Raw genomic sequence first — 24,553 nt, forward strand, 5'->3', positions numbered from 1 at the left:
GCCAAGATAAAAGCTTTTAGGTCATCATCCAGAGGCGTCAGGGATATTCCATTTTTCCTATTCAGGCTTACGAAACTATATGCCTAACTTCCCCCAGATTTCCTGCTTGATCCGTAAACACCACCGATCGGTATCTGATGGATTTGGGAATGCTTTTGGACGAAGATGCTTGGGATAAATTTCCTGAACCGACGGAAGATACCTTTACAGCCATTGATTAAAGAGAATTGCGTCGAACTGTTGGCGAGGACTTGCTGTAAATGCCACGTTTTGCGGATAGTCCATGGTATGTCGGCATATGTGAAGGTATGGCAGGAGGATCAGCAACACGAATCATCGGCGGGTTCCGGCAATATTCAGCAATTGCCAACCGTACGCGAAAAAGAAAGTAAACAAAGTATACATCCCCCATTTATTTTCTCAAAATGTCTGTACATTAACAACCGGACGGAGATGTAACCGCGGCACTTCTCGTCCCCAAAGCCGAAACTAGTTTAATCGCACACCAATGAACCCAGATCCTTCCTCACCGATCCGTTTTATCGCAGTTGACGACGATTTGCTGGATTTGCTCGCCATTTCAGAATTGACCAGGGATTTCCCTTTCTTACAGAATTGCGGAACGTATACCAACGTTCTTGAAGCTTACGAAGCCAGCAAATATATCGTTCCTGACGTGGTGTTCCTGGATATTGAAATGCCCCAAATCAACGGCTTGGAGCTTTTCCGCAAAATCAAAAGCATAGTACCCATTGCCGTTTTCATCACCTCGCACCCTGAATTTGCACTCGAAGGTTTTGAACTTTCAGCATTGGACTACATTCTCAAACCCTTAACAGAAGAGCGTTTGGCCATGACGGTCAGGCGGATCAGGGAATTCCGGGAGATGAGGTACAAAGCCCGCGCTTACGAAGTGTTGTTTGAACAGGATATCCTCACGATCAAGGATGGATACACGCACATTAAGCTTGCTCAGCGCGATATCGTATACCTGGAAGCGATGCAGGACTATACGAAGATCGTCACCGTGGAGAAAAGTTATATGACGCTATCCTCGCTATCCTACTTTATGGATATGCTGCCTTCGGACCGTTTCATACGCGTGCATCGCAGCTATGGTGTCGCTATCCGCCATATCAAAGCATTCAAGCAATCGGAAGTGCTTTGCAACAACACCATTATTCCGGTAGGCAAAACCTACCGCCCCGTCATATCGAAACTGAAATCCGATCAGTAATACGGTTCCCGGCAAATTTTCCCTCACCTGAACGTTAAACTTATGAAACTGTCCATTCTGTTTTTTACGCTGATTATCTCGCTTCGGGCCTATGCAGGGGAAGATGAGCACATCAGACAGCTCGAAGGAAAGAAGTTGAAGTGTGAGGGCATTCTGGCGACCTTTTCAGGAAAACCGGAGAGTCTTGAGTTGCTTATCAAAGAGGGTGGAGAAGGGCTGAAAATAGCCGGTGAAAAGGACTACGAATATAGATATGCGTTTCATCAGGCCATTGCAACGGGGTATTATTACAAGCAGGACTTCAAATCTGCGAAGGAGCAGTTTGAACAGGCATATGCCGTTGCCGTGAAGGGTGGAATGGCTGACAAAAGTTTGAAGCCGCTGGGCAACCTGATTTCCATTAATTACTATATGGGGTTGACTAAAGAAGCCGATGAAGCAGCAGAGAAACTAAAGAATGCGATTGAGCCGATTTCAGATCCGAAGCTGAAAGCAGACGCTTACTATAATCTGGGCTTGTATAACCAGCAGCAAAAGTTCTATTATGGGATCGCCCTCGATTATTTTCTAAAAAGCGTTGAGACCTATAAGCCGATCGCAGACACCACAAAGATCGTCAAGCTAAAAGTCGATTACGGACTCAGGCTTATGATGGTCGCGGAAATTTACCTGTATTTAAAACAACCCGAAAAAGCACTTCAATACCTGAATCTGGCAAAGCCCACCTTGGGCTTATCGCTGATCAGCGACATTAATGCTTACGGTAAATTCATCAAATGCTATGAGCTTCTGAAAAATAAAACCGAGGCACTTGCCTATTACAAGCTGCTGCACGAAGCAGCGGCCAAAACAAGCGGCAACTGGTCTCAGTTGATTTCCTCCAATCTCGCGATGGCCTCACTTGCTTTGGGGGACAAACAATATAGCCTCGCCAAAATGTATCTGGACAAAGCGGATGCACAAGCCAAAAAGGACAATAAGGAGATTATGACATTCAGCGTCAATCTGGTCTACGGCGACTACTACAAGAGCTTAAAGGATTATAAAAATGCATTGAAGTACTATAAAATGTCCGAGCACGGTTCGGCTCTTTACAACAAAGAGCAATACCTGGAATTGTTAAAATCGCTGACAACCGTTGAAATGCTTGCGGGCAGTCCGTCAGACGCAGCGGCCTATCACGAGAAATACGTTTCACTTTCCGATTCTCTGACAGACAGCAAGGTTTCACTGAACCTGGCTGAAATGGAGGCACGTTTTCAAAACGAGGAAAAGCAATTGAGAATTGATAATCAAAATACCGAGCTTTCTTATGCGAGAAGCCAACGTTTGTGGTTGGGCGCCGGATTGCTGCTTATTTCTCTTGTCGCTATCCTGCTGACCATCAACTACCGCAACAAGAAACGTACAGCCGACTTGCTGGATAAAAAGAATGAAGAGCTCACCAGGGTCAACAGTGAGTTGGAAGAGGCCAACCAAACCAAGGCTAAGCTTTTTGGAATTATCAGCCATGATCTGCGTTCGCCCATCAATCAGGTGTATCAATTCCTCCAATTACAACAACGTAATCCGCAGCTGCTGAACGATGCGCAAAAGGGTGAGCTCAGCAATAAGATACAAAGTGCAACGGGATCACTTCTGGCGACTATGGAAGAACTACTGCTTTGGTCGAAGAGTCAGATGAGCCAGTTTAAAACCGATATTCAACCTGTTGATTTAAAAGATGCGACCGAACAAGCTGTACAATTGATTGAGCTCAATCTCGAAGCTAAGAGGATCACGGTCAACAATGAAATTTCCACGGCTGTATGGGTTAAAGCAGACCCGAATTATTTGCAGACGATTATCAGGAATCTGCTTCAAAACGCTGTTAAATCTTCTCCCGACGGGGGCGTAATTGATATCCGGTGTGTGCAGGCGGCAACCGGAATTGTCCTGGCCATCGGCAACACCGGGAGTGAATTCACTTCCGACCAATACGCACAGGTCCTTGCGGGCACCAATCACGGCCTCTCTGGGCTGGGGTTGAAGTTGGTCGACGAGCTTTCGCGAAAAACAGGCATCGCGGTTAGTTTCGAAAATCCTGAACGGGATTCAACGAGAGTAAGCCTGACTTTTGCCAGCTAATTTCACGGTACGTTCATCGATTTCGCGCGTTCATTCATCGATTATTCTGACAATTCGGGGTGTTGGGTAGCTAGCTTTGGTTTACCGGTAAGCGAGTAAGAATTCAATAAACATCCTAAATTTTCGAAGATCATGAAAACAATTAAAAGTATTCGTTCGATAGCTGCATTGTGCCTTTTGCTGGTGTTGTCATCTGCTTGTTCAAAAAAGGAAACGGATATCGACCAGGAAGAATCTGAAAAGACTGGAACATTTAAAATTGACGGGGTGAGCTACAAGGGAACGACGAGCATCGTTACAATTGGCGGCACATATTCCGTTTCCTGCCAGCAAGATACTCCCTTTAAGTTAATCCAGGTGCATTTTGGAAGCAAGGAAGAAGCCGAGAAAGGAGGCACATTCAATGTAAGGGATTTTAGCATTAGTGGAATAAAAGGGGAAGTGGAAGTGGGTGTCGACGGCCTCACTTTCGATCCGGATGGAAGTTATACGGTTACTGTCAAGAACAGGAAAATCGTCATGAATAACGTGAAGCTGATCGAGACCGGCCAGGGCACCCAAAAACCGGTAATTAACGAGTGTTCCATTGAGTTTTGACCGATCGCTTGAATCTTTTTTAAATGGGCTGTATCTTCTCGGATACAGCCCATTTTAGTTGCACTCCTCGCTGCTCCATTTCACTCCGGCACCAGTTCGTATTCATTAATGCTGTTCCCGGTTTTGCGGCTTTCGTTAGTGCGTTTGAGCATGAGCTGTTCACGTGTGGGGGCCGTTGTTAAATAAAACTCTATATTCCCGGAAGACCCGCTGGGTGGTGGTGAGAGCTTTTCAAGGATAAGCCGGTTATTGTCCGTTGAAAGTGACCAGATTCCCACCAGCTTGCGGCCGTCGACATCCATAAACGTGGCCTGATCGCCGGCCGTAAGGTCGAGCCGAAATCGCGCGTAGCCTGGCTGAGCACTTCCTGAATTCCCTTCCGTGTAAACCACCACACCATTTTGCTTGACGGATTTGGCTTTCCATACGATATTGATAGCTGCCGGCTCCACCTTTTTTGGCTGGCAGGCGGCAAGCATGATCACAAAGAGAATGTACACGTATATTCGCATAATCTGCTGAGGTTTAATGTATAAGTATTTTTCGTTTGATTACCTTTTGGTTGTCATCGATCACGACGACGTAGACACCAGGCTCCATCTTTCTCAGGTCAATTTCCATCGTTTGCGACAGCTTCATATTCCTGACGACCGTCCCCCGCATGTCGTGCAACAGTAAGCGGCCCACACCTGGCTGATTGAGCCGCACATACAATGTCTTGTCATATGCATAGGCAAGATTCTGGTCGGCAGCAGGCTCCGTGCCGGTTATAATGGCACTCGCCGAAAGTTTCACTACGTCGCTATACGGAGATGCGCCCGCGTCGTTAACAGCCTTGATCCGGTAATAGTGGTCGACGACATCCAATATTTTGCGGTCATCAAAAACCCGCCCCGGGTATGGTGTACGGCCTATTTCAACAAAGTTTTTATCGGGACTTTCCGACCGTTCGATTACCACTGTCTTGGTATTGGGGGAAACTGCGTCCCAGCTCAGCCGGACCAGGTCAAAGTCGATCGCAGTTACTTTCAGGTTCACGGGCTTCGCCGGCAGTGGTGCCTTGGGGGTAGTTACAACGGCGATATTGGAATAACCTGAATATCCGATAGCATTCAGGGCCCTGACCCGGAAGTAATAGGTTGTCTCGTCTTTCAAACCGTTATTGGGAAATGTGGTGACATCTCTGCCCACGCTGTCAACATAAGCAAAGTTGCTTCCGTCGGTAGAGCGCTCAATGGTAAAATTTCTTTCATTGCCAGAGTTGTCAGACCAAACCAGCTTTATTGAAAAGTAGTCAATTACTGAGGCGACCAGATTAGACGGATTGTTCGGAACCACATCGCTGGTTGTTGCAGTGGCCACATTGGTGGGGTCAGACGCCCCCTGTGAGTTTCTTGACCGGACGCGGTACCAATACTTTGTTGCCGGGCTCAACCCTGTGTTCTGAAAAGCGTTGGAATTAGCTGCCGCTTCTCCAACTTTCGAAAAACTGACGCCATCTGTCGACCTTTCTATATCGAATCCGGATTCATTGGATGAATTGTCCTTCCAGGCCAGGTTAATCTGGCTGCTCGAAGCGGTTGTCGCTGTAAGATTGGAAGGGGTAATAGGGGGGACGTCAAAAGTAGTGGCCTCGGCCATATTGGAATAATCCGAGTTCCCGATGGTGTTTTTGGCACGAACCCTGTACCAGTATCGCGTTAGTGTCGACAAACCGGTATTTTGATAGCTTGTGCTATTGGCCGCTAAATCGGCAATTTTAGAGAAATTAGCACCATCCGTCGATCGTTCCACTTCAAAGCCTGTCTCGTTTCCCGAATTGTCTGTCCAGTTCAGGTTAATTTGTTTGTTGGATACCGGCGTGGCTGAGAGGCTTTGAGGCGTATTGGGGACAACATCCCGGGTCTTTGCGGTGGCCACATTAGAATACCCTGAGTTCCCGCCATTGTTTTTGGCTCTTACCCGATACCAATATTGGGTGTTAGGGCTCAGCCCGTTATTTGAATAGGAGGTTGCATTAGCCCCCACATCGGCTATTTTTGAAAAATTGGCGCCATCTTGCGAGCGTTCAATTTCAAAGCCGCTTTCGTTTCCGGAATTATCCGTCCAATTCAGGTCGAGCTGACTTTCGCTCTCTGTGGTTGCCGACAGATTACCAGGTGCTGCGGGCGGATTGGCATTCGTCGTGGCATCGGCCACGTTGGTGTAGCCTGATGATCCCACGTCGTTGAATGCTCTTACACGATAAAAATAACGTGTCGATGCGGACAGACCGGTGTTGTTGTATTGCGTTACATTGGCAGCTACCGTTGCTATTTGACTAAAATTGACCCCATCCGTTCCGCGTTCGATGGCAAAACCGGTTTCATTGCCCGAACCGTCGATCCAATTCAACCCGATCTGAAAAGTAGGATCGAGTGATTGTGCGATCAGGCCCGACGGTGCGGCAGGCGCAGCCTGTCGGGTGGTTGCGCAGGCCGTATTGGAGTAAGCGGAATTGCCCGCCGCACCCCAGATGCCTCGGATCCGATAACAATATTGGGTCGCCGGTGAGAGGCCGCTATTGTCGGTATATGTACCATATTCTCCGTCAGCGGTGCCAATTTGTGTAAACGGCCCTCCGGATCCCGTCGATCGCTCAATGGCAACCTTTATGCCACTGTCTTTTCCCCCATAGCTGGCCCAATTTAACCGGATACTATTCGACCCGTTTTCAGTTGCTGCAAGCCCCGAAGGTACCGGAAAAGCATTGGTGGTGGCGCAGGCTTCCTGCGAGTACCCGCTATACACACCGGCGGAATTTCTGGCCCGGGCCCTGAAACAATAAGGCGTGGACGCCTTCAGGCCGGTGGCGATATAAGTCGGGTTCGGTTGAGATGGTTGCGAAGTAAAAGATCCAATGACGCTGTACGCTCCCCCGTTCTCCGATTTTTCGATCAATACAGTGATGTTCGTATTGGCGTTGAGATCATTCATCGAAAGTGTTACATCGCCATATGACTTTGACTCAACCACAAAGGATCTTATCGCCACCGGAGTTTGCGCAAAGCCCTTTGCGACAAATAATAGCACGGCAAGCGCCACCACTGGCATTACCCGCTGGGAACCATTTATTAGCTTCTTCATTTGACAGGAATTTTACAGTCGGATTTTTTAAGGCCATTGTACACCCACCGGATCAGTGGCTTCGCTTTCGCGGTTGTCGGTATCCACGGTTACAAGGCTGTAATAATAGCCGATGCCCGGCGTAGCATATTTATCATAAAACTCAGCTTGCTTGCCTGTTACACTGCCGATGACCTTGGCGGCAACTGTTTTTTCGGTATAACGGTATACGACTATTTTTTCAGGCGCATCCAGGGGCGCATCCCAGGCTATCCGCACTCCCTTGTTTGTCGCCATAACGTTCAACCCACGCACCGGTAACACGGCAGGGAGCTCCTTAAAATAGGACGCCTCAGTACTATATCCGCTTGTTTTACCATTGATGCTAACCGCTCTGACACGGTAACTGTATATTTCTCCGTTTTTTACACCAACATCCTCGTAGCCATTCCTCGACTTGTCATCGACAGCCTGCCTGTAAACTTCTTTGAAATCTTTTTCATTGCCTGTCTTACGTTCAACTGTATACGCAATGATATAGGGGTCAATACTTTTCATGTCTTCCCACACCAGCAATGCGTGGCCTTCGTGGTATAGCATTTCAGGGTTGATGGGCGTTGCCACACGATCGGGGTAGCGGGGCTCCGAATAAACGGGATCGCTCATCGGACCCATATTGTAACTGGTGTTAATGGCGGCAACGGCCCATTTATACCCAGCACCAACGGCCAGTTTGCTGAGTGCAACCTTGTAGTTCAATTCAGCATTTGATGCCGGTATCACCTCAGAATATTGCGTAAGCGAATCGGATTCGTTAGTTGCATTGTACAAATAATAGCCGTGCGTATCATAGTCGGCCGGTTGCCAACGAAAGTAAAGGGTGTCGTTGATTTCAGTAACACTCAAATTGGACGGTTTTATCAAAGCAGGACGGCTGGCTTTCAGCATGCCTGCAATACGGACCGACTCCCCGGATCTGTCGTACACGCCGTTCAATTTGATTTGATAGTAATATCCACGCACAGGCTCCACTGCCTGGTCATAGTAAATGGTGTCCGACGCAGAAGCTGTTCCAATTAATTGATAGCCCGAATCAAAATGATCACTCCTCCATATTTCGACGGCCCGGAGGTTTCGGGTGGAAGCCAATTTCCACGAAATGCCTATGGCGTGATAATTTTCCTCCGATTTCGTATGGATGTCCAATATGGTCGGAATCTCTTCCTGCGGGCGTAAATTGGTGATCGTTATCGTGTCGGAAGGGGCGCTTTCATTGCCCAGAAAGTCTTTTAAATACACCACATAGCTGTAAAGCATTTTTCGCCTGGCGTTATAGTCTGATATTTCCAAAAACAAGGAATCCTTTTGTCCTTTTCTGAAAGCCCATTCCGCCGGGCAATCGGCGAAAGCTGTTTGCCCATAAGAAGCACGCATCACCCGCACACCGGCGATATCCGGCCTCGCTTTTTTGAGGTAGTATTTGATCTTGACCACAGTGCCGGTACTTGTATAACTCAACGATTGGACGGTTGTGGCCATCTTCGAACCGGGCACGCTTACGGTAGCAGGGTTGTGATAAACCGCTGCTCCGGTTGTTTTCAGTTGGCGAATGCGGTAGTCGTAGCGTTTTCCTTGCTGTACATCGGTGTCCAGGTAGCCCAGCCCGAGCGCTTCCAGGTATTGTGGATTGAATGCGTAAGTTCCCAATGAATCCACAGAGGACAATGTACGGTAGCGTGCAAAAAGCAATGCGGTTAACGAATCGTTCGGAATGTCGTACAGAGGGTTTTTACTGGTTAATATCACCAGGCGGGCTGCCAGATCAGCGGCAGTCTGAGGCGGCTTGTTGGTTGTGCAAACGGGTTTCCAGTCAGGTGTCGCAACATTGCTTCCCACCAGGAGCCTTTCAATGACATATTGCGGTCCATGCAGCAGCTTTTCAAATTGAATAAAGACACCATAGGGACCGGCGGTTGCCTGTGCTTCCTGGGCTTTTGTGTCCATTGCCAATAGTGCGAAGAGCAACGAGGTATATTTCATTAATCGTTTCATTGTCTGGTAGATTATGGTGTATTGGAAGTACAAGTATTGCCCCCGGCCGTCCATTTGGGTGTTATATCGAAATTGATACTGGGCGCACTTCCTTTCCCCACTGTGGCACTCCCTGTTACTATCAACTGCATATCGGCTTGCAATGGCGGTAGCGCAAGTCCTGAAAACGCTTCTGTCAGGGTAGCTTTAAAGCCTGCACCGATATTTGATGACAAAGACATACTGGCACCGGGAGGGCTGGTGTACGCGGTGAGCTGCGTATCCAGCCCTCCATTTACGTAAACCTCGCCGCCGGCCCGGACGGAAAGGAGCGTTCCATACGCGTAAGCCCTTGCCCCAACACCCATCCCCGCGCCAAATGACAGTGCACCACTATTATAGCTGCCATAGACGTAGCCATCGGCATAAATATCAACCCCCACCTGCGCCTCGGCGCCGGGCACCCCATAAACGTGATTGAAATTGCCGATTCCCCCCGGAAGGTTCATTTCGCCGGTTGCATATATGCCCTTGAAAGTCGAATTGAATGAGCAGGGGAGGCTTTTTCGATGACTATTGGCAAACAAAACGCTGGTAGCATCGCTGAGATCCGGGCTGTTATAATATCCGAGCATCAAACCCGCTTTCAATGTTGTCGGTATGGGCAATGGCACATTTTCCAGGGTTCCGGAAGCCACAATGTATAATCCATTTTTGTCAACTCTTACCTGGCCGACCCCGCCCGAGAAAGTCATCGAGGGTGGGATGTCTAAGGGAGGCATTTGCAGTGAACCGGTAAGGCGGCTATTTTTAAAATCATATACAAGGCTTAGCGTTCCCAAACCACCCGGCGCTGGAATGCCATCCAACCCTATTTTCTGATTATCGGCAATAATTTCGCCATGGGCCGTAAATGAGAGACGGTTTTTTTCTTCCTTTTTCCACATCTCAAAACCGTTCGGCAAACCGGAAAATGTCATGAGTTTCCATTGCTTACCCTCCACCCGTTGGTGACAATACAGCTCCGATAGCCCGGATTTGCCTTCCAAAGTCATGCTCAATTGATTCTTTGTATAGTCCGTTTTATTACCGGCGTCGTCATTGGCAGCATATACCGGATTGTCTTTAAGTTTCAGCAGATCCTTTTCCAGATTCAGGTCCAGGTTTCGATTGTGGGTAATGTGGGTGGAATTGGCTGTGTGAATCAGCAGGACATTGTCGATATGTAATTTTTCGGGTTCTTCAACAAACCCTTTCATCGCAATGACGCCATCCGCAAAATAGATCCCGTTGCTCGACCCACCGTCGGCATCCTTTACATTGAGTGCCTCAAAATTGAGATATCCGCTGGTCTCAAACTTATACTTGCCAGGAATCATCGTTTTCAGCTTAACCGCATTGGCTCCCTTGGGTTTTGAATAAATAAACCGCATTGAGACATCCTTGGGCGCATTGGGTATGCCCGTAGACAGTCCTGAATCGAATGCAAACCAGTCGGGCCCGGTTTCGATGGTGGTAGGGCGTACGTCTACGATATTGAAATACCTGAACGACTTGTTGCCAGCGCCGAAGGTCACAATGTCCTGTCCATTGTCAAGCAGCGACACAGTTTGAAATTCCAGCGCATCGGTTAACCCTGGCAGCGAGCGGGCGGGTAACTTTGCCGCCGGGGAATCGCCTTCCGGCACGATGACCATCGACCAATGCCCTTTCTTGTCTGAACCTGTTTGAGCGTCATAACCGAAGTATGCCTTTCCACCCAGGTTCAATTTCGCCACACCTGCCAGTTCCAGCTCTTTCGGCTCGACATTCAATTTTAAAAAGTCGTTTCTCAGGTTGAATTCCTTAATGGGGATATCTACTTTCCCTGTTTTGACAACGCCTGTGGTCGAATAAAAGCCGCCTTTTTTGAAGTCGAGCTCCCAATTCCGGATTTCCACACTCCAATTTCCTGCCAAAGGAAAGGTAAGCGGCGTTTCGCCGGACTTTTTATCGATGGTGTTATTTTTGATAACCAGATCTCCGATTTTTACTTTAAACTCAGAAGGAATGGCTTCTTTAATGCGGCATTCAATCTCAGGAGCAAGGTGTATCTCATCCTGAACTAACCGCGACCCGTTCAATGCGCTGGTAGCATTGAAAGCAAGGAATTTGAGCTTCATGGGTGAACCATCCTTTTGGGAAATGGTGAAATTGGTCCACTTGATATTGCTTTTTTCGGAGTTGAAGGCCACCACAGCCGGTTTGCCTGCGTTCAGTGTTGTATCAGACAGGAATAACTGATTTTTACCCGGATTGAAGAGATTTTCCGAGAAGTTGAACGAATTATCGATCACCTGCACCTGCGCAAGGATTTTCCCTTTTGATGTTCCGGGTGTTCTGGTGATTTTCAATTTGCCGGCATTGGCAACCGCATCCAGGGACGTTATCTTCACATTGTATTTAACATCCTTTACCACAATATTTGGCGTGGTGTGGTACACGAGCTGATCCAAAACACCATCTTCCAGTTCAACCGTCTCGCTCGCCGGGATACCTTCCTGCGGCTTGTCCGGATTCGGTTTGAAGGCCACATTTTCAAACCTTGCCGTCAGTTTGTCTTTCAGCGTGCCAAAGGGCCCGAATCCGGGATCTGCCAGGTTCACTACACCGGTTGCCTTCATGGTTTTGGGATCTAACTTTTCAATCGTAACCGGAAAGCCCCATATCGATGCGATGCTGAATTTATCGAATGTAGTGATGGTCAGTTTCAATGACTGTCCTTTTGCCTGAGGAATCGTCTGGGTTGCACTTACACCGATATACGTAGGGCCCGTCTCGCCCTGGTTGTAGCTTGCTTCAATGGTACAATTCGATAGGTTCTTGTCCACGTCGAGCGAAAAGGAACCGTCTTTTTTGGATAGGGTACTGTATTTGACGGAGGCATTTTTGCCTGCGGATACGAACACCAATGCACCTTCCAGAGGAATTTCAGCACCTTGCGCCGATTTGGCAACTACCATCCCATTGACCACCGTCGCCGGTTCCAGCAACACGATTTTGGGCTTCGGGTTTTTACTTTCCTCATTTGTTACCGACACAGTCTGCGTGACATAGCCCGGCGCCGAAATAGCAACATAGAGGTTGTCTGTGGACACGTTTTTGAATTGGGTTTCGACTACACCTTTCTCGTCACTGGGGCCGAAAACAAAGCCCGGATCATTTTTTCCAAAGAGTTTAACACGGGCTCCCGCCACACTTTTCCCCGACGGACCTTTTTCGAAGATTTTAAAGGTAATCCGGTGATCGCGTTGGTAGATATCGATATCGCCCGCATTGATATTGAATCTTCCTTCCGAAAGGGCCGTCGGTTTGGGTAATTCTGTTTTAATATCCCTCACCTCGTTGAAATAACTGATGTTTACCGGAATTACTTTCAAGGTTTTCGCGGTCGATGGCGCATTCATATCGAATTTCCACATCCCGTCACTGAACTGTGTTTTGAAAATGTACCCGTCGTCGGCCTGCACGTATGCTTCCATGCTCTGTCCGGAGCCATGCTCGGGGGCAGCCGCCTTCCCTTCCATATTGAGGTTTGCAGCGATGCCGACCGGTATTTTTGGTGGCGTATTACCGATGCTTTCGCTTACCGGTTTGCCTGGTGCTGCCGGCTTAGTTTTACCCGAAACTTTATCGATTTTAGCGCCGACAGCTCTCGTATCATAATCAATCGCCCTGCCCGTAATACGGGTGTTAGGCTGCATCAATACCGCAGGGTTGTTGCTATTTTGGCCCAGCATAAGGTCTCCGATGCATATACAATCGGTACATCCCGGGCAGGGTGACGGAGTTTCGTTGCCGGAAGAGCCATTAGCATAAAAGTTATATCCCTTTGCGATTATTTTCACCTTGGCATTCTTGCCAGGTTTGAGCACAAAGGGAGTGACCCTTCCATTTTCGTCGGTCATTTTGTTGATGTTGCCTAGCGAACCGTCCGCGGGTTCATAGGTCAGCGCTACCAGGGCGCCTTTGATGCCCTGTGTCGGATTCGATTGATCAACGACACGGATGTGCACCGTCGGCAGCCCGGGTTTCAGGTATCGCTGCACCACATCTGACTTGATCCATTGATATTGGTCGGCGAAGACAATGTCGGCTTTACCGCCAGCGCCAGCATTAATTCCTCCTGAGGTTGGAGCAATCAAGCTTTCGTCTAATAGTATTTTCTTGTTGATAGGCGAATCTTGTATTTCATCCCTTATCCAATATTTGTTGGCTTGCTGGCACGACTGTATTGAAATGGGCCACCAATCTTTATTCTTGAAATATGCTGCAATCTTGATTGCGTCTTCCGGCACATCCAGAAAAAGATCTTCGGTGTAGTCGGTTCCCCCTCCGGCAGGCGTGAACCTGAATTTATATCCCTTACGGCAGTTAACATTGGCCCCTCCTACAATTGTCCTCTTTTTGCCCTCGGGGCCGATTTTGTCGGAAGTCTTTATCTGATCGGCAGTCAGTTTGTTCACGTCGGTTTCATAAACACCCAACCATGATTCATTGGTAGTGATCCTTTTCAGCGAGACCAATTTGTAATTATTAAGCCCATCGTCCGCCTTTTCCGTGGCAATAAAGTAAAGGTCGTTTTCCACCTTGGCCTTGACCATTCTCGGGAAGGTAATCGTCCCGTTTACGTCCGATTTGCCCGAAGCAATCTCTTTATACGAATTACCATCTATTTTTCTGATCGACTGCACTCCGCTGCCCTCGTCTGCGGGCGGTCCCGCATTGACTCCCGGAATGCCTATTTTCTTATTAACAGCCCGTAATACTGAAATCTTTATCCCGAACAAATTCTGTTTGTACCCAGCCTTTTGAATGGCCGTTGTATCCGACTTCACTTGTACCAGCAAACCATAGCTCTTCACTTTGGCAATCATTGTATTAAAATCGAAAGACCCCTGAGGATCCATCACCTGGTCGGCGGATATGCCGAAATCCGTTGACGGGCTGGCGTAATACGCGTTGTCGACGATGACGCGCAGGGTGCGTCTGTAAATTCTGCCTCCTCTTTTAAACTCTCCCGTGCCCGTAAGGGGAGTTCTGGGCAATATTCCCAGAGGCATCGGTTTGATCATTTTAACCTTGAACTCAAAAGAACCGTCGGAGCCGGTCACTTTGGTGTCCAGCGTTTGGCTGTAATTTTTATGAAAAGCGGCGATCTCGTCGTCTCCATTTCCGGGAGCGCCGGCAGTAACAGTTCCGTCCGCTAAATCCTGATACACAACTTGCAAATGAACTCGTGTGTTAGCAAGCGCCTTTGCTTCCGCACCGTCTTTGCCTGCATCAGCAAACTGATAGGCCAGTTTCCCCTTAAAGGTCATTGTCGGCGGCTCGGTAGTTTCTACATGGAATGTAGCTTTTTCTATCCGGGCAGTTTGCGGGACCAGCTTGTCTTTCGGGCGTGAGAAAATCACGGCTTGCCCGTCGTCCGGCTTTTGCCCGCAGCCGGGGCAATACACCTTATAGTTGTCGTAGGGTTTGTCGGCGTAAACCAGTTTTTCAAAAGTGGCCGAATAGGTACCCCCGTTGACTTTCAAAGTTGCAATTCCAATAAATTGATAACCAGCCCTTTCAACTTCTGCTTGTATGGAGGAATTCGCCTGGTTTTTAAGCTGTCCTTCGACAGGAAGGCGGTATTTCCTGTAATACTCCTGTAACCCGGTGGTTTTACGATAAATGACCACAACCTGGCCGTCCAGTTTTGCGTCGGGTGCTCCCGGCCAATTTTGATAGGTTTGCTTGGCGGTCAAATCCAGCGTGTAGCCCGAAGCCAGCCAGGTAATGCCTTCCACCTGATACGCTTTCTCCTCATGGCGTGAAATCTGGAACGTGTTTTCATTCGTGGCCTGATACGATCCCGGAGTAGTAAAAGGCTGAATAAACGGGTTCACCGGATCTATTACGCAGCGTGTGAACATTTGGGTCGTGTCGGCGCTGTGCAGCGCCGACTTCAATACCTTGATCGTATATCTACCCATCTCGTCGGATGTGCCGTATCCCACTGTTAACAGATAGTTGCTGGGTTCCATTTTAGATAAAACCACCTTTGTATTGGGCAAAACATGGGCCTTGCCCGCTTCGCCGGGGTATTTGAAAGCCAGAACACCCGTGATGGTGAGCGTATCTCTAGGGCTGCCGATGTCCTTGGCGAATAGTGAAAAGACGACTGGTTTTGACGATAAAGGCTCATCAGGCAGCTGCGCCTGCTTCCGAATTAAGTCAGACACGCCCATTAGCTCGACAGACACTTCCAATTTCTTACCGGTGGCCATACCAGCAGGCAGGTCTTCTTTGGCTATTTGAAAATAAGGTGTCCTCACCTGGCGGACAAGTAAGGGGGGATCGGATACCTTCGCCCCTAAATTTGCAATCCTGATCTTGTAATTCAGTTCGCCCCGATGATCTAAAATTGATTTCAATTGAGGAGGAACATGATAGGCTTTTCTTAACAGGGTTTCCAACTCCTTATCGAGCTCCCATTTAAATATCAGGGGGTTGTTACTGCCCACCTGCATACTTTTTGCCCTCAATGGACTGGTTTGATCCGGCGCGATCATAGTGATGTATTCAATCCCGGGAAGTACTTTTGTTAGGCCGTACGTGAACACGCCCACCGGGCTTTTGCCCTCATTCATAAATGCGAGCTTTTGACTCGTGGAAATGGCCTGTACCCGCCAGGCATAACGTTTGCCGACTTGTAAAGCGGGATGGGATGGGCCGTACAAAAAAGTGGTGGTGCGTAGATGTTGCACCTCCAATCCGGTCCTGGGCAACGCGATGGCATCAATATACACATTGGGATTCACCTCTGCCGGAAGTTCCACAATACGCAGGGTGTACTCCACCTGATTGGGCAATATCCCTACCGGTGCCGACCAACTGAAAAGCTGCGTTTGCGGCGTTTTGGCAGCGATTTCTTCCTTGTCGTAAGGGGAGATCAGGATCGGAGGCTCCACGATCCGGACCGGAATTAACCCGCTGCATCCCATAGGAAACTCTGCCGACAAAGGTCTGGTGGTGGCATTGTCGAAGGCCTGCACGCAAAGCTGATAATTACCTTCCGGCAGCGGCAGCCCTTTGTACAATTCGTTTTGATTCATTCCCTGCACCTCAATCTGGGCCAGATCAAACAGGCCTTCCAGTTCCGCGCGGGTGAGCATTCGGTTTACGTCCGTGGCCCGTAGTTCGAGTGGGCGAAGCGGACGATAATTGGGTGACGTACGAATCACAACCCCGTTGTCACCTTCGAGCTTGCCAAGCAAGCGAACAGACAAATCCTTACCCGACAGATTCGATATAAAGACCTGTACACGGCTCCCGGTTCCTGGATAATCCTGAATGTAGGGGCTGTACGGAGGAAGCACGTTGGTCAGGATCCTGATCTGGTTTTGTGCCCGCGACGCGTTGACCAACAATCCGAAAAGTGCCGGAAAGATGAGACAGAATATAATGTGCGCTCTTTTCATGTTGTTGAATTAAAAAGTAATCCCATAGCCAAAGCTTCCCCGGACTTCGTCGAACTTTTCGGATACCTGTCCTGTATTGGAATTCAGGTAGTTAAGTGATAAGCTAATGCTCTGCCTTTTACCTATTTGATACCCTGCATTGGCGGAAGCCGTCATCACCTTGCCTGTTATGCCAAACTGTTGGTTGACCAGGTAAGAGAAATTAGCCGAAGTGCTCAGCTTCTTCTTGAAAAAGGAATAATTGGTGCCCAGTGTCGGACCGTAAAATTTCACATTGCCCGTCATGGAAGAGTCTATGGAGGGAAGGCCCGACTGGGTGTAGGAAAGCATCAGGTTTGCTCCGAACCCGGATTGATTGTGCGTCAGGAAATAGCCGATGTTTATATTTTCATTGTTGTTTTCCGTGCTCGAAGCCGTGTTTTCGTTTAAATCGGAAAGCTGCTGATGCGTGCCTGTTGCATTGAACACGTGGGACATTTCCTGGCCCAGGATTGAATAGCGGAGATTTACCGTCGCCGACAAGTTGTTCTGCGCAATACGCAAGGTATCTATCAACGGCCTGATACCCGCCTTTTGATTCAAACCGTAGTTGGACAGCGATATATCAACGCCGAACTCCGGCTGCGGGTTAAGCGAAACCATCAGTGAGCCAATCGTACGCCCGGTGCGGACGTTTTTGTTTTTGGCCAGATTATCATATTGAATTCCATAGCTTCCCGCAATTCGTGCTTTCCCTTTCAGAAGGTTGAGCGTGGGAGCCACGGTGTAGCTCTGAATATCACTCTGGAAATAGTACGCACCCATCGTCTGAAAATTAGGGTCGATGCGCTTGTACTGTAACTTGACAGAGCCCCATTTGCTTTGGTAGCCCAGCGCTGCCTGGGTAGCCTGGGTTAGCTGCGTTGAAAGGCGGGGTGTAATCATTTTGCCCAAAAACTTCGCCAGGAAATTACTCCCCTCGGCAGCAACCTCGGACGAGCGCATGTCGCGTGTATAAGAGCTCACGGCCGCATCCACCTCCACTGAAATATGTTTCACAAGCAGCAAACGCGAGCTAAGGCCCACCACCAGATTTTCAGCCGGAACAATGCTCTGTTCTGGTGTTGAGACCATACCCGAAATGGAATTCGTGTCGTCCCTGGCGCGCAATACCAGCAGATCGACATAGTTATTGGATTTACCGTAACCCACTTTAAAAGCATAACCAGTTCTTTTGAACGAGGGGATAATATTGGGATCGGCAATGCTTGACGATATCGCTTTATTGAACCTGCCGTAAACTGCTCCGATCCTGAGCAAACCCGGATTGAGTTCCACACCGCCGCCCAAAAAAGTATGACCGGCCAGCGTGAATGGAGAGAATGTCACGTTTCGGTAGCCGGCGTGCACAGTCGCCCATTTGTAGGAAGGGCTAAGTCCGAACTGGTTGAAAGGCTGGCGAAAACTGGTGCCCTGATTGCCCAAAACGGCCGAAAATGGCAATGTGATCCCTCCTGGAAGAGACACCGTGATGGCACCACTCAGTCCGAAAGGGTTCGGTTGGTTGCGCCCGGCGATACCGCCCGACCGGTATAGGCCGGCATAGGCATTCAGGCCGCCCGACAGTTGTACTAGCCTGGACTTGCCGTCGGTGCTTTGCGCAACTCCGACCAGGCAATAAAAGCATTGCATCAACGCGATCCCGAAACATGTAAAACTGGCTTTCATAGCTTATGGACAACTAAGCGGGACATGAGAAGTAAGTCCCGGTTTGATGCCATGAATCTAGAAGTTTCGTATAGCGGGCATCGCTGATAATCGATGAACGTCACCCAAAAATCGCTGGACGGAAAACCTGGGTCAGGTTTCTTTCGTCCAATATTGACTGTTCGCCGGGGAGAGACTCGTTGTGGGATGCAGATTGGGTAAGCGGGTAGGGGACTAATTCGGGACGTTCAAATTTTAGTTCGGTTACTTCTTATTTATATTAGCGCGTCTTAATTGAATGGACAAGTTGATTTTTTGTATTAAACAGTGTTGAGCAGTGACTTCAGTTGAATCTTTTATGACCCGCCTCGTCAGCCGGAATTCCGGTGAATTTGAATTCCATCAGGCAGTGCGGGAAGTCGTCGAAACAATTATTCCTTTTATTGAAGACAAACCGCATTATCAGAAAGCCAGTATTCTGGAACGGATTGTCGAGCCTGAGCGTGTGATTATTTTTAGAGTTCCGTGGATGAATGATCTGGGAGAAGTCGAAGTGAACCGTGGCTATCGCGTCCAGATGAACAGTGCGATCGGGCCTTACAAGGGTGGTTTGCGTTTTCACCCATCCGTTAATCTGAGTACACTCAAATTCCTCGCATTTGAGCAGATTTTTAAAAACAGCCTCACTCAGCTGCCGATGGGTGGCGGTAAGGGAGGGGCTGATTTTGATCCCAAAGGACGTTCTGATCGGGAGGTAATGTTCTTTTGTCAGAGCTTCATGACGGAGCTTTTTCGACATATCAGCTCGGATAACGACGTCCCTGCCGGGGACATCGGAGTAGGAGCCAGGGAAATCGGGTTTCTATTCGGTCAGTATAAGAGGCTTAAGAATGAATTTACCGGTGTTTTAACGGGTAAAGGTGCCAGCTACGGCGGGAGTCTGATCCGTCCGGAAGCGACGGGATATGGTGTAGTGTATTTTGTGGAACAAATGCTGAACCAACGCCGCGACAGCATCAAAGGTAAGCGGGTAGTTATCTCCGGATCTGGTAACGTAGCGCAGTACACCCTCGAAAAGTGTGTCGAGCTGGGCGCAAAGGTTGTTACGCTTTCTGATACATCCGGTTATATCTATGATGAGCGAGGCATTGACGCCGAGAAACTGGCTTATATTATGCATTTGAAAAATGAAGAGCGGGGCCGGATAAGCAGATATGCCGACAAATTTGGATGCCAGTTTGTGGCTGGCAAAACCCCGTGGGAAGTGCCATGCGACATTGCCTTGCCGAACGCCACACAAAACGAATTGCATGCCGAAGACGCCCGGATGTTGATCAGGAACGGCTGCTTCTGTGTTGCAGAAGGCGCAAATATGCCCTGCACTCCGGAGGCGATCAAGGTATTTGAAAACAGCGACATCCTGTACGCGCCCGGGAAGGCGGCGAATGCGGGCGGCGTAGCTGTTTCAGGTCTGGAAATGTCGCAAAATTCGCTGCGCCTCTCATGGTCGCGCGAGGAGGTGGATAAGAAGTTAAAGGAGATTATGCTGAATATTCATGCAACCTGTTTACGCTACGGGCGCAAACCTGACGGCCGTATGAGCTATATCCAGGGTGCAAATATCGGAGGCTTCGTGCGGGTGGCCGATGCCATGATCGCACAGGGATTGGTGTAGATGAGAGCTAATCCATATTGAGAATCGCGGGGCGGCAATTGATTCAATTGCGCCCCGCGATTTTTTTATGAACGTTAATTTGATCGAGCAATCCCATAATTCTGTAACAGACAGCAGGAATTGTGTAGCAAAACCTGTTCGCAGAAGGTGATCTTTGTAACTATCCTCATAGTCGGCCGGCCAATCATTCTTTTTTTCAGTGCCGATGCAGCAAACCTCACAAGCACCACAAAATTACTCGACCATGGAACATCACCACCACCACAGTCATACGGATAAAAAGCCGGGAGAGGCACATTTGATGAATATGCCTGCCAACAGCCACCAGGCTGTGCACGATGGTGGGCATGCTGATCATGACGGGCACGACAAACATGCAGGACATCATACAGCGGACTTTCTGAAGAGATTCTGGATTTGTCTTTTAATGACAGTACCGATCCTGGTGTTATCGCACATGATCCAGGAATGGGCCGGGTTCCATTTACGATTCGTGGGGGATAGGTATGTGCTTTTGGCACTCAGCAGCATGGTGTACTTCTACGGAGGTTGGCCGTTTCTGAGCGGCTTGGTGGGTGAATTGAAAAGCAGACGTGCGGGCATGATGACGCTGGTTGCCGTGGCCATCACGACGGCCTATGTATACAGCGTGGCTGTCGTATTAGGGCTTGAAGGGATGGACTTTTTCTGGGAGCTGGCAACGTTGATCGACATCATGCTCATTGGCCATTGGTTGGAAATGAAGTCGCAGATGGCCGCTTCGCAAGCCCTGGAATCGCTGGTAGCCCTGCTTCCGTCGGTGGTCCACGTCGAAAAGGATGGGCAGGTAAGCGATATCGCGTTAAAGGACCTTCGCAAAGATGATATTCTGTTCATCAAGCCGGGGGAAAAGGTTGCAGCCGATGGATTGATTATAGACGGCGGTTCCTATGTGAATGAAAGTATGCTTACCGGGGAGAGTGTTCCTGTTCAAAAGCAGAAGGATGATAAGGTAATTGGCGGTGCGATTAACGGGGATGGTGTGCTGAAAGTGAGGGTCACCGGCGCCGGCGATGAGAGCTATCTGAACAAGGTGATCAACATGGTGAAGACGGCACAGAGCGCCAAGTCGAACACCCAGAACCTGGCGGATAAAGTGGCCGGTTGGCTGACATTGGTTTCAATCACTGTCGGTGTGGTCACGTTCATTGTCTGGTATACAGGCGGTCAGTCGCTCGCATTTGCTTTGGAAAGGATGGTAACCGTGATGGTAACATCCTGCCCGCATGCATTGGGTGTGGCCATTCCGCTGGTCATAGCGATATCGACCACGCTTTCCGCGACACATGGTCTTTTGATCAGGAACCGTACCGCATTTGAGAATGCCCGCAAACTCACGACAATCATTTTCGACAAAACCGGCACCCTCACCAAGGGGTCACATGAGATACAAAAGATTATACCGGTTGATCATGAGTTTTCTTCCGACCAAATCTTGCAGTACGTTGCCGCGGTGCAACAAAACTCCGAGCACCATATCGCGCACGGGGTTATCAGGGAGTTGAAGCAAAGGGGCTTGGAACTATGGAAGTCCACTGATTTTACTTACATGCAAGGCGTCGGGGTGACTGGCCTGGTAAATGGCAAGAAGGTTCTCGCCGTGGGCCCCAATTATTTCAGTCAGGAAAATAAACCCGTGCCCAGCATTCCCAAAGAGGTTGATCAGGCTACGGATACCGTAAATTTCGTTCTTGTCGATGACAAACTGGTCGGTATCATCACGTTGGCAGACAGCATTCGGGAAAGTGCTGCGCAGGCCATTCTGGAATTAAAAAGATTGAACATCCGGTCTTTTCTTTTGACGGGAGACAATGAGAAAATAGCGGAAGCTGTCAGTCAGAAATTAAACATGGACGGTTACCTGGCCAATGTGTTGCCGCATCAGAAGCAAGACAAGATCAGGGAGTTCCAGCGAAAGGGGGAAATTGTAGCAATGACCGGTGACGGCGTAAATGATGCCCCCGCACTTGCACAGGCAGACGTGGGTATCGCTGTGGGCTCCGGAACGGATGTTGCGGCAGAAACAGCAGATATAATCCTCGTAAATAGTGATCCCATGGATGTGGTTCAGATGATCACCTTCGGCAGGGCTACGTATCGAAAAATGGTGCAGAACCTTGCCTGGGCAATAGGCTATAACGTTGTTGCGATTCCCCTGGCGGCTGGTCTTTTGTACCCTTCGTTCATGTTGAGCCCGGCAATGGGGGCCGTCCTGATGAGCGCATCGACGATCGTGGTCGCGATCAATGCAAAACTTCTGCGGGTAAATCAAATCCCGGGCGGATCAGACCGCCATACTTAATGCCCCTGAAACTGCGCTTCGAAATCAGCGCAATTCCCTACGACAATCAACACCAGGCGGATAGCGGTCAAGGCCGGGCAGTCCCCACCTATTTTGACCAAAATTCGTTCCGATTTGGGCAAAATCGTACCAGTCTCGTAAAATAAATATTATTCCTTTGTATTGTTTAATTATGGGGTCCTGTTTACCACCGCGTGCATGGTATGAGGTAGTCTGGCGGTAGGCCTCAGCATTGAATTTTGTGCAGTAAACCCGGTTGGATTTTAAAATTTGACATTGACTATGTCGGTGACCTCCCTGATAAGTGATCATGAGCTGGTGAAGAGATTGGAGACGGGGGAGGAGTGGGCCTTCTCTGAGTTGTACCGGCGCTACTGGAAAAAGTTATTCAGGCAGGCTTTCTCTAAAACCGGGTCGGACGACGCAGCCAAGGAGATTGTCCAGGATATTTTCCTCGACCTGTGGCAGCGCAGGGAGCGCACTCATATTCAGGAACTTGAAAGATACCTGGCCAGGGCCGTCAAATACCAGGTACTGGATTTTTACGACCGGCAGATTCTCAGAAAACGCCATGACGAGGCGATTTGGGCAACTTTTTACGAGGGGGCAACCGAGTCCGTGGAGGATCAGATGGCCTTTGAAGAATTGAAGGAGAAGATACTGGAATGCATCAGCAGCTTTTCCGAAAAGACCCGCCAGATTTTTACGCTAAACAGAATGGAAGGCAAGTCGGTACTCGAAATCTCCCGCCTGCTGAACCTGCCCGAAAGGACGGTGGAATATCACATCACCATGGGCCTGCGGCACCTGCGCGGGCATTTGAAAGAATACATCGTTTTGCTGCTAACACTCTTCACGTCGTTGATCATCCGCAAGTGATATCTGGCTTTGATTGAATTATTTCAAGATAATTTAGTTTAAAGTTGGTTTTGTATGTAAACTTTCAAATATTTTATTAAACCATTTGCGGTTCGGAGAGGGTATTCCTACTGGATAAATAACAGTGGATACCAAGCTTCGCCCGTCATGAAAAAGCAACTCCGGAAGTTTTTACATCTTTTACGAAAATACCGAGCAGAACAAACCACGCCTGAGCAGACCAGGATGATGGATATCTGGTATGACTCCATCGACTACGATCAAAGGCACAGCGCGCTCGATACGGACCCGAATATGGAGAAGGAAATCTGGGAACGGATCGAGCAGGGCAGATTCCAGGAGCCGCAGCCCAAAACACGTCGCTTGTGGTGGTCATCGGTGTTCATGCGGAGAGCAGCCGGTGCAGCGATACTCGTATTGGTGGGCGCGTTCCTGATGTACAAGTACCGTGGCGGCAACAGACCGGCCATATCGGGCGTAGCAACGGAGGCAACGGCCCATTTGAACATGGTCACCAACGAGAAGGACAGCGCCTTGACCGTGCACCTCTCGGATGGCAGCAAATGCCGGCTCGCCGCGGGTTCATCGCTCTTTTATCCTACCTCGTTCGAAGCCCGCAGCCGGGTGGTGTATTTGAAAGGCGAAGGCTACTTTGAGGTGGAAAAGGACGCGGGAAGGCCGTTTCTCGTTTATTCCGATCACATTGTAACACGGGTGGTGGGTACCAGCTTCACGGTCAAAAAGCTCAAAGGGACGAGCAATATCGAGGTGGCAGTGTATTCCGGAAAGGTTATGGTGCAAAAAATGACTAAAAAAGCCGGGGTTTCCGACGAAAAGCCCGTGCTGCTCACGCCTAACAAAAAAGTGACCTATCTGTCGGGGAACGACGCATTGGTTCGCGGACTGATGGACAAGCCGGTGTTGCTGAACGACTACCATAATGCGGACCTCTCCGAGGCATTCACGTTTAAAGAAGTACCGGTGTCGGCGATACTGGCCGTGTTTGAGAAGGCATATGGCGTACGGTTTTCCGTGAGCTCGGAGCTGATCAAAAACTGTATCGTTACGGCTGATATGTCGCAGGACCCGAGCCTGGTTTCGAACCTGGAAATCCTTTGTGCGGCGATCAATGCAAATTTTGAGGTGCGGGATGAAGATGTGATGATATCCGGGGAGGGATGCCGCTAATTATAGAGAAAAATTTAACCCTAAATCAGCAATATGAAGCAGTAATTATCCAAGCAAAAGTCATCCGAAAAAGCCGGAAAATGTTGGAGCATTTCCCGGCCGTAAAGTCCAGTCGTGCTCTTGATAGATTGACCGTCAAGCAAGAGCCTGGCACTATTGTCAAACCTTCTTAAAGTTTTAAC

Annotated in this window: 12 protein-coding genes; 7 read left to right on the forward strand and 5 right to left on the reverse strand. The window is 49.0% G+C overall.

Annotated features, from left to right (window positions below):
* Positions 1 to 508 precede the first annotated feature (508 nt).
* From J2Y43_RS28030 to J2Y43_RS28040, 3 genes are all read left to right on the forward strand, one after another.
* Positions 509 to 1,237 (forward strand): LytTR family DNA-binding domain-containing protein, encoded by a 729-nt coding sequence (locus J2Y43_RS28030; RefSeq protein WP_309990306.1) that lies wholly within the window; start codon positions 509 to 511, stop codon positions 1,235 to 1,237.
* 42 nt (positions 1,238 to 1,279) lie between these two features.
* Positions 1,280 to 3,364 carry an ATP-binding protein gene (locus J2Y43_RS28035; RefSeq protein ID WP_309990310.1) on the forward strand — a complete coding sequence of 695 codons (2,085 nt, stop codon included), beginning with the start codon at positions 1,280 to 1,282 and terminating at the stop codon, positions 3,362 to 3,364.
* A 132-nt stretch (positions 3,365 to 3,496) separates the two neighbouring features.
* A complete protein-coding gene (locus J2Y43_RS28040; protein ID WP_309990313.1) occupies positions 3,497 to 3,961 on the forward strand; it encodes a hypothetical protein in 465 nt (154 codons plus the stop codon).
* 80 nt (positions 3,962 to 4,041) lie between these two features.
* On the opposite strand, the gene J2Y43_RS28045 is transcribed toward J2Y43_RS28040, so the two are convergent.
* From J2Y43_RS28045 to J2Y43_RS28065, 5 genes are read right to left on the reverse strand one after another with little or no spacing between them, the layout of a single operon-like run.
* Positions 4,042 to 4,473, reverse strand: coding sequence for a hypothetical protein (locus tag J2Y43_RS28045; protein ID WP_309990316.1), 432 nt, complete (start codon positions 4,471 to 4,473; stop codon positions 4,042 to 4,044).
* Between the two features lie 13 nt (positions 4,474 to 4,486).
* On the reverse strand, positions 4,487 to 7,087 hold the full coding sequence (locus tag J2Y43_RS28050; protein ID WP_309990320.1) for a fibronectin type III domain-containing protein: 2,601 nt from the start codon (positions 7,085 to 7,087) through the stop codon (positions 4,487 to 4,489).
* Positions 7,088 to 7,114: 27 nt separating this feature from the next.
* Positions 7,115 to 9,118 carry a fibronectin type III domain-containing protein gene (locus J2Y43_RS28055; protein ID WP_309990322.1) on the reverse strand — a complete coding sequence of 668 codons (2,004 nt, stop codon included), beginning with the start codon at positions 9,116 to 9,118 and terminating at the stop codon, positions 7,115 to 7,117.
* An 11-nt stretch (positions 9,119 to 9,129) separates the two neighbouring features.
* On the reverse strand, positions 9,130 to 16,602 hold the full coding sequence (locus J2Y43_RS28060) for a hypothetical protein (RefSeq protein ID WP_309990326.1): 7,473 nt from the start codon (positions 16,600 to 16,602) through the stop codon (positions 9,130 to 9,132).
* Positions 16,603 to 16,611: 9 nt separating this feature from the next.
* On the reverse strand, positions 16,612 to 18,309 hold the full coding sequence (locus J2Y43_RS28065) for a hypothetical protein (protein ID WP_309990330.1): 1,698 nt from the start codon (positions 18,307 to 18,309) through the stop codon (positions 16,612 to 16,614).
* Positions 18,310 to 18,625: 316 nt separating this feature from the next.
* Between J2Y43_RS28065 and gdhA the strand changes: the two genes are divergently transcribed.
* The 4 genes from gdhA to J2Y43_RS28085 all read left to right on the forward strand — a co-directional run bounded on the left by gdhA (position 18,626) and on the right by J2Y43_RS28085 (position 24,371).
* On the forward strand, positions 18,626 to 19,963 hold the full coding sequence (gene gdhA, locus J2Y43_RS28070; RefSeq protein ID WP_309990333.1) for an NADP-specific glutamate dehydrogenase: 1,338 nt from the start codon (positions 18,626 to 18,628) through the stop codon (positions 19,961 to 19,963).
* A 244-nt stretch (positions 19,964 to 20,207) separates the two neighbouring features.
* Entirely contained in the window at positions 20,208 to 22,304 is a 2,097-nt protein-coding gene (locus J2Y43_RS28075; RefSeq protein ID WP_309990336.1) for a copper-translocating P-type ATPase, read from the forward strand.
* Positions 22,305 to 22,586: 282 nt separating this feature from the next.
* A complete protein-coding gene (locus J2Y43_RS28080) occupies positions 22,587 to 23,183 on the forward strand; it encodes a sigma-70 family RNA polymerase sigma factor (protein WP_309990338.1) in 597 nt (198 codons plus the stop codon).
* 147 nt (positions 23,184 to 23,330) lie between these two features.
* Complete coding sequence (locus J2Y43_RS28085; RefSeq protein ID WP_309990341.1) at positions 23,331 to 24,371, forward strand: FecR family protein; 1,041 nt, start codon at positions 23,331 to 23,333, stop codon at positions 24,369 to 24,371.
* The last annotated feature ends 182 nt before the right edge of the window (positions 24,372 to 24,553 follow it).

This window comes from Dyadobacter sp. BE31 (assembly GCF_031457695.1).
Classification (GTDB): domain Bacteria; phylum Bacteroidota; class Bacteroidia; order Cytophagales; family Spirosomataceae; genus Dyadobacter.

Bases quoted from the DNA above. Each gene is read 5' to 3' on its own strand.
- J2Y43_RS28085 (WP_309990341.1), top strand. From the start codon at position 23,331: ATGAAAAAGCAACTCCGGAAGTTTTTACATCTTTTACGAAAATACCGA.
- J2Y43_RS28060 (WP_309990326.1), bottom strand. From the start codon at position 16,602: ATGAAAAGAGCGCACATTATATTCTGTCTCATCTTTCCGGCACTTTTC.
- J2Y43_RS28055 (WP_309990322.1), bottom strand. From the start codon at position 9,118: ATGAAACGATTAATGAAATATACCTCGTTGCTCTTCGCACTATTGGCA.
- J2Y43_RS28045 (WP_309990316.1), bottom strand. From the start codon at position 4,473: ATGCGAATATACGTGTACATTCTCTTTGTGATCATGCTTGCCGCCTGC.
- J2Y43_RS28075 (WP_309990336.1), top strand. From the start codon at position 20,208: ATGGAACATCACCACCACCACAGTCATACGGATAAAAAGCCGGGAGAG.
- J2Y43_RS28035 (WP_309990310.1), top strand. From the start codon at position 1,280: ATGAAACTGTCCATTCTGTTTTTTACGCTGATTATCTCGCTTCGGGCC.
- J2Y43_RS28040 (WP_309990313.1), top strand. From the start codon at position 3,497: ATGAAAACAATTAAAAGTATTCGTTCGATAGCTGCATTGTGCCTTTTG.
- J2Y43_RS28080 (WP_309990338.1), top strand. From the start codon at position 22,587: ATGTCGGTGACCTCCCTGATAAGTGATCATGAGCTGGTGAAGAGATTG.
- J2Y43_RS28065 (WP_309990330.1), bottom strand. From the start codon at position 18,309: ATGAAAGCCAGTTTTACATGTTTCGGGATCGCGTTGATGCAATGCTTT.
- J2Y43_RS28050 (WP_309990320.1), bottom strand. From the start codon at position 7,087: ATGAAGAAGCTAATAAATGGTTCCCAGCGGGTAATGCCAGTGGTGGCG.
- J2Y43_RS28030 (WP_309990306.1), top strand. From the start codon at position 509: ATGAACCCAGATCCTTCCTCACCGATCCGTTTTATCGCAGTTGACGAC.